This is a genomic window from Hymenobacter sp. 102 (assembly GCF_049949205.1).
In the GTDB taxonomy this organism is placed as follows: domain Bacteria; phylum Bacteroidota; class Bacteroidia; order Cytophagales; family Hymenobacteraceae; genus Hymenobacter.
The window spans coordinates 2,463,872-2,478,144 of sequence record NZ_CP188172.1 but is presented as its reverse complement, the minus strand read 5'-3'; the positions used below and the strand labels follow the sequence as shown (position 1 = coordinate 2,478,144).

At 60.6% G+C, this 14,273-nt stretch carries 11 protein-coding genes; 8 read left to right on the top strand and 3 right to left on the bottom strand.

Annotation, left to right across the window (positions count from 1 at the left end):
* Window positions 1–19 precede the first annotated feature (19 nt).
* From ACN19L_RS10635 to ACN19L_RS10625, 3 genes are all read right to left on the bottom strand, one after another.
* Window positions 20–904, bottom strand: a complete 885-nt coding sequence (locus ACN19L_RS10635) for a carbohydrate kinase family protein (RefSeq protein ID WP_426493460.1) — start codon at window positions 902–904, stop codon at window positions 20–22.
* 196 nt (window positions 905–1,100) lie between these two features.
* The gene (locus tag ACN19L_RS10630) at window positions 1,101–2,423 is read right to left on the bottom strand and encodes a sugar porter family MFS transporter (protein ID WP_426493459.1); all 1,323 of its coding nucleotides are present in this window, start codon (window positions 2,421–2,423) and stop codon (window positions 1,101–1,103) included.
* A gap of 499 nt (window positions 2,424–2,922) precedes the next feature.
* Window positions 2,923–5,691 carry a substrate-binding domain-containing protein gene (locus ACN19L_RS10625; protein WP_426493458.1) on the bottom strand — a complete coding sequence of 923 codons (2,769 nt, stop codon included), beginning with the start codon at window positions 5,689–5,691 and terminating at the stop codon, window positions 2,923–2,925.
* Between the two features lie 214 nt (window positions 5,692–5,905).
* Here ACN19L_RS10625 and ACN19L_RS10620 point away from each other — a divergent pair, with 214 nt between their 5' ends.
* The 8 genes from ACN19L_RS10620 to ACN19L_RS10585 all read left to right on the top strand — a co-directional run bounded on the left by ACN19L_RS10620 (window position 5,906) and on the right by ACN19L_RS10585 (window position 14,273).
* Complete coding sequence (locus ACN19L_RS10620) at window positions 5,906–7,561, top strand: M1 family metallopeptidase (protein WP_426493457.1); 1,656 nt, start codon at window positions 5,906–5,908, stop codon at window positions 7,559–7,561.
* A gap of 292 nt (window positions 7,562–7,853) precedes the next feature.
* Complete coding sequence (locus tag ACN19L_RS10615; protein ID WP_426493456.1) at window positions 7,854–8,561, top strand: Crp/Fnr family transcriptional regulator; 708 nt, start codon at window positions 7,854–7,856, stop codon at window positions 8,559–8,561.
* Between the two features lie 421 nt (window positions 8,562–8,982).
* Window positions 8,983–9,360: a hypothetical protein gene (locus tag ACN19L_RS10610; protein ID WP_426493455.1), complete on the top strand. Its 378-nt coding sequence runs from the start codon at window positions 8,983–8,985 to the stop codon at window positions 9,358–9,360.
* Window positions 9,361–9,519: 159 nt separating this feature from the next.
* A complete protein-coding gene (locus ACN19L_RS10605) occupies window positions 9,520–9,966 on the top strand; it encodes a hypothetical protein (RefSeq protein ID WP_426493454.1) in 447 nt (148 codons plus the stop codon).
* A gap of 501 nt (window positions 9,967–10,467) precedes the next feature.
* Window positions 10,468–10,731, top strand: coding sequence for a carboxypeptidase-like regulatory domain-containing protein (locus ACN19L_RS10600; protein ID WP_426493453.1), 264 nt, complete (start codon window positions 10,468–10,470; stop codon window positions 10,729–10,731).
* Between the two features lie 183 nt (window positions 10,732–10,914).
* Window positions 10,915–11,373, top strand: a complete 459-nt coding sequence (locus tag ACN19L_RS10595) for a hypothetical protein (protein ID WP_426493452.1) — start codon at window positions 10,915–10,917, stop codon at window positions 11,371–11,373.
* A 614-nt stretch (window positions 11,374–11,987) separates the two neighbouring features.
* On the top strand, window positions 11,988–13,394 hold the full coding sequence (gene lpdA, locus ACN19L_RS10590) for a dihydrolipoyl dehydrogenase (protein ID WP_426493451.1): 1,407 nt from the start codon (window positions 11,988–11,990) through the stop codon (window positions 13,392–13,394).
* Between the two features lie 396 nt (window positions 13,395–13,790).
* The gene (locus ACN19L_RS10585) at window positions 13,791–14,273 is read left to right on the top strand and encodes a WG repeat-containing protein (protein ID WP_426493450.1); all 483 of its coding nucleotides are present in this window, start codon (window positions 13,791–13,793) and stop codon (window positions 14,271–14,273) included.

The window sequence follows — 14,273 nt, the reverse complement described above, 5'->3', positions numbered from 1 at the left end:
GAAAAAACAGAGCGGGTACTCAGGTGGCGGAGGTGGCCGCCAGAGCCAGCACGTCGGCCTCCGAAATGGGGGGCGTGGCGCCCTGGCAGCTGGCTACCAAGGAGCCGGCGGCGCAGGCAAACGCCAGGTAATCGGCCGGGGCCTGGCCGGCCAGCCAGCCCCGCAGCAAAGCCGCCAGAAAGGCGTCCCCACTCCCGATGGTGTCCTGCACCTGCACCACCAGCCCGGGGCTGCTGTACAGCTGCCGGTCCACCCACAGGGCGGCCCCGTCGGCCCCTTTGGTCACGCACACGGCCTGCAGCTGAAACCGCTCGGCCAGCCAGCGCAGGGCCGTAGCCTCGTCGGAGCTGACGCTGAACCAGCCCATAATTTCCTCCAGCTCGTGGTGGTTGAGCTTCACGATGTCGGCTTGGTTGAGCAGGTAGCTTACCACGTCGCGGGAGTAATGCGGGGGGCGCAGGTTCACGTCGAATACCTTGAGGGAAGCCTGCTGGAGCAGGCGGTACAGGGTTTCGCGGGAGGGCGCGTGGCGGGCGGCCAGGCTACCGTACACGAAGGCATCGGCCTGCTGCACCAGCTCGCTGAGGGCGGCATTGTACTGGATGTAGTCCCAGGCCACGGGCTTCACAATCTGGTAGGTTACCTCCATGCTGTTGCTCACGTTGGCCTTCACCACGCCTGTCAGGTGGGTTTCGCCCTGCTGCACGTAGCGGGTGCTGATGTGCTTGGACTCCACAAACGCCAGCAGCTCGGCCCCCAGGTCGTCGTGGCCGACGCGGCTGATGATGTGCGCTTCCAGCCCGAAGTTGTGCAGGTGCACGGCCACATTCAGGGGCGCGCCGCCGGGCTGCTTACCCGTAGGCAGCACGTCCCAGAGCATTTCTCCAAAGCAAGCAATTGGCATGGGATAAGCAGGAAGTTAAGTACCTGAAAACACTGGGCGGTGAAACCTGCCGAAGCGGCGGTGCGGGGTGGTCCGGGGCTGTACTCACCGGCAGCCCCGGGCCCGGGGAGTGCTCGTTGCAGCGAGCAAACGGCCCCGGCTATATCCACTTCGGCAGGAATACCACGCTGATTTGTTGTTGCGTAAGCTGAGTTGGTCAGTGCATGACCAGGGTATTTTCCACCTGTTCCAAACTACTGCCCTTGGTCTCGGGCATCAGGCGCAGCACAAACAGCAGCTGCAGCACCATCATGGCGCAGAAGAAGGCGAAGGTGTGCCCCCCGCCCAGCCGCTCGGCGAAGTAGGGGAAAGTGAAGGCAATGACGGTGGCCATTACCCAGTGCGTGGAAGAACCCAGGGCCTGGCCCTTGGCCCGCACCGCGTTGGGAAAGATTTCGGAGATGAACACCCAGATGACGGCCCCCTGCGAGAAGGCAAAAAAGCCGATGTACACGAACAGCAGCACCGGTACCAGGTACCCGTTGAACTGCTGGGTGTAGAAGGCCCGGGCCACCAGCCCCAGCGTGGCAATAAGGCCCAACGAGCCCACCAGCATCAGCTTGCGCCGCCCAAACCGGTCAATCACGTTCACGCCGAGCAGGGTGAAGATGAAGTTCACCAGCCCAATGCCCGCCGACGAGAGCAGGGCCGCGCCCTGGCCCAGCCCCGTCATTTCGAAAATGCGCGGGGCATAGTAAATAATGGCGTTGATGCCCGATACCTGGTTGAAAAAGGCGAAGGCAATGGCCAGCAGCACCGGCGTGCGGTACTGCCGCGCCCATAGTGACTCGCTTTGGTCTGCGCTCTGGGCCTGGGAAGTGAGAATGGCAGCCACGTCGTTATCCACCGTTTCGGGGCTGATGATGCTAAGCACCTCCCGCCCCTCGGCCAGACGGCCGTGCAGCAGCAGCCAACGGGGGCTTTCGGGCACTTGGTACAGAAACACCAGAAAAGCCACGGAGGGTACGGCCTGCACCCCCAGCATCAGCCGCCAGGAAATATCCCCGACGTTGGCCAGCAGGTAGTTGGAGAGGTAAGCGGCCAGAATGCCGAATACGATGTTGAACTGGAACAGCCCCACCAGCTTGCCCCGGGAGCTGGCCGGCGAAATTTCGGAAATGTACAGTGGGGCCGTAACGGAGGAGGCGCCCACGCCCAGCCCGCCCAGAAAGCGGAACAGCAGAAAGGGTACCCAGCTCGGGGCCAGGGCCGCCCCCACCGCCGATACCAGGTAGAGCACCGCAATCCAGCGCAGGGTTTGCCGCCGCCCCAGCCGGTCCGAGGGAATGCCCCCGAACATGGCGCCCAGCACCGTACCAATAAGGGCAATGGAAATAGTGAAGCCGTGCTCAAAAGCACTCAGGCCCCAGAGCTGCTGAATGGCTTTTTCGGCCCCCGAAATCACCGCCGTATCGAACCCGAACAAAAAGCCGCCGAGTGCCGTAACGATGGACCAGAAAAAAACTTTGCGCTGAATCATGGGATGCCTGGGCTGAGCGTTTCCCAAATGTTGGCTTCCCGGCCGGCTAGAGTCTGCTGCATTCTTTCAAATGCGTACAGAATTCTTGCAGGGGCTTACTGATGTTGTAAGTTTTTGATGGTTAATGAGTTGAATTTTTACGCGGTAGGGCCGTGCAACCTGCGTCTTTAAAAATCAGACACGATGTGCAGGATTTCTACAGGTGTAGAAGTTCAATCAAGTCACCGGATAGGATAAAATGGAGCACCTTGCACCAGCTGTGGCGGTAGCACCATTGTGCTGACAGGTCACCTCACGCACGTGGCTATATAATCCGCGTTACTGCCCGGAGGCTAGAGCTAGTTCCCCTCCTTGGAAAGGAGGGGCTAGGGGTGGTTGATGGATGTAAGAACAATTTTTAGAACTAGCTCTAGAAACCGTTCTAACGCAAGGTCAACCACCCCTAGCCCCTCCTTTTCAAGGAGGGGAACTAGCTCTAGCCTCCGGGTCGTAATGTGGACTACATAGCGGTGTGCAGGGCCTTGAACTCGGAAGGCGACACCTGGTACTTGCCTTTGAATAAAGTAGCGAAGTAGGAGGGCGAGGAAAACCCCGTTTGGTAGGCTACCTGGGCTACGGTGCTGCCCTCCTGCAGCAGCAGCTGCCGGGCCTTGGTGAGGCGCAGGTTCTGGATGCAGTCGGTAACGCCGGTACCCAGCAGGGCCTTCACCTTGCGGTACAGCTGCATCTGCGACACGCCCAGGCTGCGGGCAATGTCGTCCACGCTCAGGCCGGGCCGGTCCAGGTTGGCCTCAATAATGGCCGTCAGATCGGCCAGAAACTTCTGATCCACCCGCTGGGGAGCCACCGTGGCCGTATCCACCGACAGCTCCCGGCGGAAGTGCTCCCGCTGCTGGTCCCGGTTGCGCAGCAGGGTGCGCAGGCTTTCTACCAGGAAGGTGGGGTTGAAGGGCTTGGTCAGGTAGAGGTCGGCGCCGGCCTGCACGCCCTCAATCTGTTGTTCGGGAGCATTGCGGGCCGTGAGCAGCACCAGCGGTATGTGGGAGGTACGCCAGTCGCCTTTGAGGGCCGTAACCACCGCCAGCCCGCTCAGCTCCGGCAGGTTCACGTCGCACACAATTACGTCCGGAATGGTGTCGTGGGCCAGGCGCAGGCCGGTGGCTCCGTCGGCGGCCGTACTCACCTGAAAATGGGGCTGCAGCTTCTGCACCAGAAATGCCCGTACCTCCTCGTTATCCTCAATAACCAGGGCCGTGGTAGCAGTGCGGGCCACCGAGGCCTCCTCGGCCGGCAGCGGGGACTCGTCCTCCAGCAGGTCGTCGGGTACCGGGGGGGCGTGCGGTAGGGCCTGTTCGGCATCCAGAAACGTAGCGGGCTTTTCCAGGGGCAGCGTCACCTCAAAGGTGCTGCCGTGGCCGGGCTGGCTCCGGAACGAGAGGGTACCTTCGTGCAGGCGGGTGAGGCCATCGGCCAGGGCCAGGCCCAGTCCCGAGCCATTGGCTGAAGGCTGACTGCCCTGGTAAAACCAGCCCAGAATGTGGGGCTGGTCGACTTCGGCAATGCCCCGGCCGTTGTCCTCCACACTCACGCGCACGGTGTTGGTATCGGGGTTGCGCTGCATACTCACCACCACCTGGCCCCCATCGGGGGTGTACTTGAAGGCGTTGGACAGCAGGTTGGAAAATACCTTGTCCAGAATGTCGCCATCAAACCAGAGGGTAATCACCGGCTCGGCCGGCAGAAACCGGAAGGTGATGCCCCGCCGCAGGGCAGTTTTCTCGAACACATCCATCAACTCCCGCACAAAGGCCACCAGGTTGCCCTGGGTAGCACGCACGGCCATTTTGCCCACGTCAATCTTGCGGAAATCGAGCAGCTGGTTCACCAGTTGCAGCAGGCGCTGGGTGTTGCGGCGCACCAGCTGCAAATCCTGGCGCTGGGCCGCCGACAGCTCGCTGGAGTTGGTTAGCAGGTCCTCCACCGGCCCCAGTATGAGGGTAAGCGGGGTGCGCAGCTCGTGGGAGAAGTTGGTGAAGAAACGCAGCTTGGCCTCCGAGGAGCGGCGGGCATCCTCGGCCAGCTGGGCAATCTGGTTGCGCTGGGCACTGATTTTGGCGTTCTGGCCTTCCAGCACTTCCCGAATGCGGCGGTTGATGCGGGAGGAGCGCCAGGCCCAGGCCCCCAGCAGCATGGCCACCGCCAGGCTGCCCAGCAATAGGTACACGGTTACTTTCTGGCTGGCGTAGCGCCGCATCTGCTCCTTCAGGCGCAGCTGCTGCTGCTGCAAATCCTGGCGCTGAGCCGTCAGGGCTTCGGTTTGCAGGCGCATGGTGCCCACATTGGAAGAGTCAATGACCATTGTTCCCAGCACATTATCCTTGAGGAAAGGCTCGTGGCGCAGAATACGCAGGGCCGTTCGGATGGCCTCTTCGCCCCCGGTCGGGTAGAGCAGGGTGGCCTGCAATACGCCATCCTCCACCAGCTGCAGCCCGTTGCCGGGCCCCGGCAGACCATCCACCCCAATGATGCGCACCTGTCCGGCGCGGCCCAGCTCCCGCAGCACCTGATGAGCGGCCAGCGCCATGGGGTCGTTGTGGGCAAAAATCAGGTCGATGTCGGGGTTGGCCCGCAGCACGGCGGGCAGGCGGCTCAGCACCGAAGCCGGTTGCCAGTTGCCCTCTACCTGCGCCGCCAGCTTCAGCCGCGGAAACGCCCGCAGGGCTTGGCGGAAGCCCAGGTCCCGGTCGGTGGCGGGGGAGGAGCCGGGCGTGCCGGTAATTTCCAGCACCTGCCCGCGCCCGTTCAGCAGCTGGGCTGCGTAGCGCCCGGCGGTGCGGCCCACCTCCTGGTTGTTGCCCCCCACGTAGGCTGTGTACAGGCGGGAAGTGGTGCGCCGGTCCAGAATCACCACCGGAATGCCCTGGTTGTAGGCCGCTTCCGCCAGCGCCGTGAGCGGGCCCGACTGGTTGGGCGAAATCAGCAGCAGATCCACCTTCTGCCGGATCAGCTCCTGAATTTGCCGGCGCTGCAGGTCACTGTCGTTGTTGGCATCCAGCATCCGGAACTGCACGTTCGGGTGGAAGCTCAGCTCCTTTTCCATACCGGCCAGCATGGCCCGCCGCCAGGCGTCGTTGGTGGTGCACTGCGAGAACCCAATGCGGTACACGGGCTCCCGGGTTTCGGGGGCGCAGCCGGTCAGCCCCAGACCAGCCAGGCTAAGAGCCCACAGGAAAAGCCACACGGGTGTAATTCGAACGAAGCGGAACACGGGTGCAGGTTGGTTGGTAAGTGAGTAGCGGCAGAGCGGATAATGGTGCCGGATTGGTACGCTAGCATGGCCCAGCCTGGGAAAAGTAAGCAGAAACCCCCACTTCCCGGAATCAACTCTTCGTGCAACAGGCACTCCGCCCAAAATCCACCACCAATGCAGCGTTTTGTGCGGGCTACCGTTCTTTGCCTCTGTACCCAACCAGCGTGTTATCGTGCGTGTTTTTCTAAGTCTGATTTTTGCCAGCCTGCTCACCAGTGCCCAGGCTCAGCTGCTGCAACCCAAAGCCGCTTATACCCGCGCCGATTCGCTGCGGGGCTACCAGTCGGCGCTGCGTACCTGCTACGACCTCACCTACTACCACCTCGATGTGCGCGTGGATCCGGCCCGCAAAGCCCTGAGCGGTTCCAACGAGTTCCGCTTCACGGCCACCCAGGATTTCAGCCGCCTGCAGTTCGATCTGTTTGCCAACCTGCAGGTGGATAAGGTAGAGTACCAGGGTAAGCCGCTGCCCTTCACCCGGGAGGCCAACGCCGTATTTGTCACCTTTCCTGCTCCTATTACTACAGGTAGCCGGGCGGCCTTCACCGTATTCTACAGCGGGCAGCCCACCGAGGCCAAGCAGGCTCCCTGGGACGGCGGGCTGGTGTACACTCAGGATGCCCAGGGCAAGCCCTGGGTGGCCTCGGCCTGCCAGGGTGTGGGCGCCAGCATCTGGTGGCCCTGCAAAGACCAGCAGGCCGATGAGGTGGACTCCATGCTCATCAGCGTAACCGTGCCCAAGGGCCTCAAGGATGTATCTAACGGCCGCCTGCGCCGCACCACGGCCGTGAAGGGCGGCACCCGCTTCGATTGGTTTGTGAGCAACCCCATCAACAACTACGATGTGGCCCTGAACGTGGGCAACTACCAGCACCTGAGTGGCGGTACCTACGCTGGCGAGAGTGGCCCGCTGAGCCTCGATTACTGGGTGCTGCCCGAAAACGTAGCCAAGGCCAAAGCCCAGTTTGCCGCCAACGTGCCGCCCATGCTCAAAAGCCTGGAAAGCTGGTTCGGGCCGTACCCTTTCTATAAGGATGGCTACAAGCTGGTAGATGCCCCCCACCTGGGCATGGAGCACCAGAGCGCCGTGGCCTACGGCAACAAATACCAGAATGGCTACCTGGGCCGCGACCGGTCGGGCACGGGCTGGGGGGATAAGTGGGACTTCATCATCATCCACGAGAGCGGGCACGAGTGGTTTGGCAACAGCCTCACCAGCCAGGATATTGCCGATATGTGGATTCATGAGTCGTTTACCACGTACTCGGAAGCGCTGTTCGTGGAAAGCCAGTTTGGTAAGGAAGCCGGCCAGCAGTACATCCACGGGCAGCGCCGCAACATCCGCAACGATGCGCCCATCATCGGCACTTACGGCGTCAACCGGGAGGGCTCCTCGGATATGTACGACAAGGGCAGCAGCCTGCTCAATATGATCCGCACGGCCTACGTGCCCGACGATGCCCGGTGGCGGGCGCTGCTGCGGGGGCTCAACAAGGAATTCTTCCACCAAACCATTACCACCGAGCAGGTAGTGGGCTACTTCAACCAGCAGCTGGGCCAGCACCTCACGCCCGTGTTCAACCAGTACCTGCGCCACTCCGGGCTGCCCATCCTGGAGGTGCGCTTTCCCAAGGAAGGTCCGGCCCAAGCCCGCTGGATTGCCAATGAGGCCGACTTCGCCCTGCCTGTTCGGGTCCGGGTTCGGGGCGGTACTTACCAGTTAGTTCCGGTTTCCACTTCTTTTCAGCCGCTGGCTGTTCCCAATTTGAAGCGCGAGAATCTGGAGGTAGATACCGAAAATTACTACGTAGGAACGCTACTGGAATAGTTGTAAGGCAAATTGACTTATTTTGTTATGCGTCCTTCCGTTTTTGGGAAAATGGAAGGACGCATTTTTATATAGCAGAAGTGTGATAATGGAATTAATTGCCTGGTAAAAGTGTAAATTTGGCCGTGTGTAGCGTATTGTAACCGACTCGGTGGTAGGTTCTTGTTTCTCATGCGGCAAATGCCGGGTAGCAGATTCGGGTTAGGGAAGGTTGTATGAATAGTATTTTTTATGAAGAGAGCGGGTGTTGGCGTCCGCAGCCGGTGCCTTCCCCGCCGAGAATAAAGCGCGTATGGTAGCTCCTACTGTTCCACTCTCTTGTCAGGCCTGTCCGCACGTAGAGCGCTCCTTGCTGGGTACCTGCCAGCACGCCGAGCTGTCGTTGATAGCCGGTGGCAAGATGCATCAGTCGTATCGTAAAGGGCAGGTGATTTTTCAGCAGGGTAGCCGCGCCCTGGGGCTGTATTGCGTGTACCAGGGCAAGGTGAAGATTTCCAAGCTCAGCGCCGACGGCAAGGAGCAGATTATCCGGCTGGCCCGGGAAGGGGACGTGCTGTGCTACCGCTCCCTGATGATGGGCCAGTTCTGCACTACCGCCGCCACGGCCCTCACCGACTGCGTTGTGTGTCTGATTCCGCGCCCCGACTTTTTTAGTCTCCTGGAGCAAAACCCCCAGTTTTCTCATTCCCTGTTGCGCCTGATGGCCCGCAACCTTGGCGAGGCGGAGGAGCGCCTGCTGCATGCGGCCTATAAGCCCGTGCGCGAGCGGCTGGCGGAGGCTTTGCTGCTACTGGAGCAGGCCTTTCGTCCCGCCACCGATGAGCCGTTCAGCATGCCCGTATCCCGCGACGACCTGGCGGCCCTCACCGGCACCACCAAGGAAACCGCCAGCCGCCTGCTCTCCGAGTTCCGCGACGAAGGGCTGGTGCTGACCCAGGGCAGCCGCATCATCGTGCTGGACCGGGAAAAAATCAGCGGATTAGCCAAGATGTACGATTGAAATAGTACAATCCTGTAACTAGCTGGGGCTGGTAGAGCGTGTATCCCCGGGTGGCCTTAGCTGCCCGGGGATTTGACTTTCTACAGGATTGTGCGTAAGCTTGTTGAAATAGTACTATAGGTATCCCATAATGGTTTCCCAGCTTGGTATTGGCGAGAAAAATTTAATTACAATCATTTTTCTGGTTGATGATAATCATTTCATAGCCGGCGTGAACGTGGGAATTTTGTTGAGCAAGTTAGACGTGTTCAGGCGGTTAGGCTGATGTTTCATCAGGTAGCTGTCTTATAGGCTGTCGGGTAAATTGCCAAAATGAGTGCGTCGGGTCAACGCGTGGACCCGCCGGATTCAGGAGGCTACCTGGCCGCCCGCACAGGCTGACTCTTCACTTCCACACATTTCAACTCCCCCTCCCGTTATCATGGCTTACTCTACAAACAACGCCGCCGGTAAAGTAGTACAAGAAATCATCAACGACCTGCCCGGCCTGGTGGCCGTGGCCGTGGTGGATACTACCTCCGGCATGAGCCTGGCCTCGCACACCAACTCGCCCAGCATCAACCCCGATACGGCGGCGGCTTACAACACCGAGGTGGTAAAGCAGAAGCAGAAGGCCATGCAGGCGCTTAAACTGCAGGGCGAAGTAATTGAGGACATCCTCATTACTCTCTCCAACCAGATTCACCTGCTGAAGCTCACGGAGAACAACAAGTTCATTTACCTGGTGGTGAACTCGCGCGATACCAACCTGGCCATTGCCCGGGAGGTATTGCGCAGCCACGCGCCCGCTCTGAACTAAGGAAGCGGCTGCGGCTCTCGTGGCCGGGGCAGCCTACCCCCCTGGTGGCTGCCCCGGCAAAGCCGGGCCCTTGTGCGCAAGTAGCCAGCACGCTGGCTTACCACACCGGCCAGGCCGGGAGCGAGCGGCTGGTACGCAACGCTTTTGGTGGCCTTCCCCATGCAGATTCCTTTTCTGACGCAACTCCAGACGCTCACCGGGCCCACCGTCAACAAGATTGTGGGCGCGGGGCCGGCCGGCTCGGCCCGTGCGGCCGCCGAGCAGCAGCTGCAGCATGTGCTGCACGGGTTACCGGAGCTGCTGGCGGCAGCCGTGGGCGACATTGCCTCCGGTCAGCTGCTGGCGTCCTATACCACGGCGCGGGAGTTCAACCCGGCCAAAATCATTGGGTTCAATGCCGAGGTAATCCGGCAGCAGCGGCAGGCCATGCAGGCCCTGCACCTGCCCCCCGAGGAGCAGCTCACCGAGCTGCTGATTACCCTGCGGACCCAGCTGCACCTGCTGCGCCTGCTCCCCGATGGCCAGCGCTTTCTGTACGTGGCCGTGGATTGCCGTGATACCAACTTAGGCATTGCCCGGGAGGTGATGCGCACCTGCGAAACATGAATGGAGTAGCGGTGGCACCCGTTCTCAGGCAGTTATTTCTTCTTTTAACCCTTATACCCAACTGCTTGCAATGAAACTTACTGCTTCTCCCTTCAACCCCACTACCGGCGAGCTGCTGCCGGTGTACCGCGACGCTTACCTGCGGGGCGACCTGAGCAAAGCTTCCGCCAAAGCCGTGGAGGCCTACCTGCACCGCGACGCCGACAAGGCCCACGAAACCCTCACGCGCTGGGAGCACCTGCGCGCCGCCGAAGAGCCGCACACGGCCCCCACCTGGGTGCAGAAGCAGCTGCTTTACATCCGGACGGAGCCCGTGCGCTTCCGCCGCCGGGCTACCAGCCTGGTGGCCTCGGCCGTGCTGGTGGGCACGATGGTGTTTGCCGGTACCCGCCTGCCCTCCGAGCGCACTCCCGTAACCGATGGTACGCCCACCGAGCTGACGCCGGCACCATCAGCGAAGCCAACGCCCTGGTCAGCACCGAGGCCAGCAGCTCCCGCGCCATGCTCACGGTTCGGGGCCGCATTCTGGATGAGAACGGCAAGCCCCTGGTGGGTGCCACCGTGCTGCAGCCCGGCACCTACCGCGGCACCTCTACCAATGCCCAGGGCGAATACGCCCTGCAGGTGCCGGCCGGTACCACGGCGCTGCAATACGGCTACGCCGGCTACCAGGAAGCCGAGCTGGGCGTGAAAAGCACCGGCCACGCCGACGTTACGCTGCAGCCCCGCGCCAAAGCGGCCAAGCGCCACTGGTGGCAGTTCTAAAGGGCGTCCGGCTGCCATAAGCCCGCCTCATATTACGGCTGTCGAAACGCATAGCCGGGCTTCGTTGGTTGTGCCGTTGGCGCAACTCATGTTCAGCAGGAAAGCCCGGCTACTCGTTTTCGCACGTAGCCTGAAAATCCGACGCCGCTGCCAGCGGCATAGTATATCTGCTTAGCTCCCCGCGTGAAACCAAAGTCGTATCGTAAGAAAGCTACCCGGCAGCCCGCCCTGCACAAGCGCCGGCAGGTGCTGGCCCGGCAGGCCGCGGAGCTGATCAACCAATTCCGGGCGGAGCTGCCGCTGGCCCTGGCAGTAGCGGTAATTGATATGGCCTCGGGCAACAGCCTGGCGGCGCACTCCGCCAGCGCCGGGCTGGATCTGCCGGCCGCGGCCCGGTTTCAGGTGGGGCTGGTGCAGCGCAAGCACCAGGCGCTGGCGGCCCTGGGCCTGCCCAATGAGCAGATGGAGGACGTATTGATTACGCTTTCCAGCCAGCTGCACCTGCTGCGCCTCACGCGCACCGGCGAACAGCTGATTGCCCTGGTAGTAGATGCGCGTACCACCAACCTGGCGCTGGCGCGGGATATTCTTCGCACGCTGGCCGAGCAGCTGGAAACGGCGCCGGCTCTGCGCGCGGCCTAACGCGAAGTGCTGCTGCAACGCCGCCTGGGTAGCTGTAGGGGAGCCGTTCGGGCGGCCCGGAAGTGAGGCGGCGCTTCGCTCTTTCCTCAGGGCTTCGGCTCCTCGGAAACCCAGACAGAAAGAGCCGGCGCTAACCCGGTTCTGATTCCCGGAGCTGCCGGCCCGTAACTGTAGCTCCCGCGGCGTTACTCTGTCGTTGTAACGGCTCCCCGCTGGCCCCGGCCGGCAGGGGAGCCGTTTTGGTATGTGAGGGAATGTGGATAGGAGAATAGGTAATCTGGGTTGCGAACTAGAGCTAGTTCCCCTCCTTGGAAAATGTCGCGAATCAAGCGAGTGTGGGCTAGGGGTGGTTGATACTCGTTGCACGGTTTTTAAAACTAGTTTTTAGTTGACGTTCTCATGCAAGATCAACCACCCCTAGCCCACACTCGCTTGATTCGCGACATTTTCCAAGGAGGGGAACTAGCTCATAGCTCTTGTTCGCAACGTGGTTGAAAATGTGCGCCTTCAACCCATATGGATGTCCAGCCAACACAACTGCACAATTTCCCGGCTTCCCAACTTCCCTGTCCGTACCTTCGCGCTCAGTTGATTTCCACCGAATTCACCTTCGCATGAACCAATACGACGTTACCGTTATCGGCTCCGGCCCCGGCGGCTATGTGGCGGCCATCCGCTGCGCCCAGCTCGGCCTCAAAACGGCCCTCATCGAGAAATACGACACCCTGGGCGGCACCTGCCTGAATGTGGGCTGCATTCCCAGCAAGGCCCTGCTCGACTCGACGGAGCACTACCACAACGCCGCGCACACCTTCAAGGAGCACGGCATTGAGCTGAGCGACCTGCATATCAACATGAACCAGCTCATCGACCGGAAAAACGGGGTGGTGAAGGCCAATACCGACGGTATCCAGTTCCTGATGAAGAAGAACAAAATCGACGTCCTCAAAGGCATCGGTTCGTTCGTGGATAAAAACCACATCAGCATTGCCCCCCGCGAAGGCGGTGAGGCCCAACAGATTGAGACGAAGAACGTCATCATTGCTACTGGCTCCAAGCCCACCGTGCTGCCCTTTATCCAGCAAGACAAGCAGCGCATCATCACCAGCACCGAGGCCCTGAACATCCGCGAGGTGCCCAAGCACATGATTGTGATTGGCGGCGGTGTTATCGGGCTGGAAATGGCGTCGGTGTACGCCCGCCTCGGCGCGAAAGTGTCGGTGGTGGAGTTCATGGACTCGCTGATTCCGACCATGGACCGCGGCCTGGGCAAAGAGCTCAAGCGCATCCTGGGCAAAATCGGCATCGAGTTCTTCCTGAGCCACAAGGTAACCGGCGCTACCCGCGAGGGCGACGCCGTGACCGTAACCGCCACCAACCCCAAGGGCGAGGAAGTGAAGTTCGAGGGCGACTACTGCCTGGTGGCCGTGGGCCGCGCGCCCTACACCGCGGGCCTGAATCTGGAAGCCGCCGGCGTACAGATGGAGGAGCGCGGCCGCATTAAGGTGGATGAGCACCTGCAAACCTCCGTGCCCGGCATCTACGCCATCGGCGACGTGGTGCGCGGCGCGATGCTGGCCCACAAGGCCGAGGAAGAAGGCGTGTTTGTGGCCGAAACCATTGCCGGCCAGAAGCCGCACATCAACTACCTGCTCATCCCTGGCGTGGTGTACACCTGGCCCGAAGTGGCCGGCGTAGGCTACACCGAGGAGCAGCTGAAGGAGCAGGGCAAGGCCTACAAAACCGGCTCGTTCCCGTTCCGCGCCTCGGGCCGCGCCCGCGCCTCCATGGACCTCGACGGCTTCGTGAAAGTGCTGGCCGACAAGGAAACCGACGAAATCCTGGGCGTGCACATGATTGGCCCCCGCATTGCCGACCTCATTGCCGAAGCCGTAACGGCCATGGAGTTCCGCGCCTCCGCCGAGGACGTAGCCCGCATGAGCCACGCCCACCCCACCTACGCCGAAGCCATGAAGGAAGCGTGCCTAGCGGCTACGGAGAACCGGGCGATTCACATGTAATTCCTGCTTTTAATGGCGCAAAAAATGGTCAGAGTTGCTATTAAGCGGCTCTGACCATTTTTGTTAAGAGGCTGTAGAACAAGAAAGGCATTATATAGGCGTTAGTTCGCCAACTAACTTATACACTGGATGTATCGAACCCTGATTAGCTATTTGGCAATTGTTGGATTTATAGCTTGCCGCCCCGCTCGTCCACTGATGGTAGAAAATAAGGAGGGCAGATACTACTTCCAAGACCGCCAGACTGGTCGTATAGTAGGTGGACCTTATAGGAGCACATACGAAACCCCAGAACCTGGTAGCCCGAAGACCTTACCCCGAAAACAACTGATTGAAGCGCTAGATTCTACTCGGCGTGGGCTACCATGGCTGGTAAATGCCTGGGGTCAACGAACTGTGCGCGCATTTTACTTCGATAATGGACCGGATTATGTGCAAAATGGTCTGATGCGCTACACCAACGATAATAGTCTGGTCGGTTTTGCCAATTCAAAGGGCCAGATAAAAATACCGGCCCTATTTACCATTGCTTATCCTTTTAACCATGGATACAGCATTGTTGGGCAAGGTAGTCACCTCGAACCGCTGTTCCCGGGTGAAACCGAGCATATGGTGTGGCGCGGCGGCAAATGGGGAATCATTGACCGGCGGGGAAATATACTTGTACCGATTCAATATGATGCCCTGAATCCTGTGCGGGAAAATGATAAGTGGCTGGAAGCAGTACGCGGCTCAGAGAAGTTTCTTATCACCCACACCGGTCGTCGATTATCCTCCCGCGCCTACTCTACTTACAACCATCTTCCAGATACAACAGGAGCTAGGCGGCCATGGCAAGTTGATAACCAGAAAGGGTGGGGAAATAGCATAGAGAATTAG

Bases quoted from the DNA above. Each gene is read 5' to 3' on its own strand.
- ACN19L_RS10615 (WP_426493456.1), top strand. From the start codon at position 7,854: ATGGTAGCTCCTACTGTTCCACTCTCTTGTCAGGCCTGTCCGCACGTA.
- ACN19L_RS10635 (WP_426493460.1), bottom strand. From the start codon at position 904: ATGCCAATTGCTTGCTTTGGAGAAATGCTCTGGGACGTGCTGCCTACG.
- ACN19L_RS10610 (WP_426493455.1), top strand. From the start codon at position 8,983: ATGGCTTACTCTACAAACAACGCCGCCGGTAAAGTAGTACAAGAAATC.
- ACN19L_RS10605 (WP_426493454.1), top strand. From the start codon at position 9,520: ATGCAGATTCCTTTTCTGACGCAACTCCAGACGCTCACCGGGCCCACC.
- lpdA (WP_426493451.1), top strand. From the start codon at position 11,988: ATGAACCAATACGACGTTACCGTTATCGGCTCCGGCCCCGGCGGCTAT.
- ACN19L_RS10630 (WP_426493459.1), bottom strand. From the start codon at position 2,423: ATGATTCAGCGCAAAGTTTTTTTCTGGTCCATCGTTACGGCACTCGGC.
- ACN19L_RS10600 (WP_426493453.1), top strand. From the start codon at position 10,468: ATGCTCACGGTTCGGGGCCGCATTCTGGATGAGAACGGCAAGCCCCTG.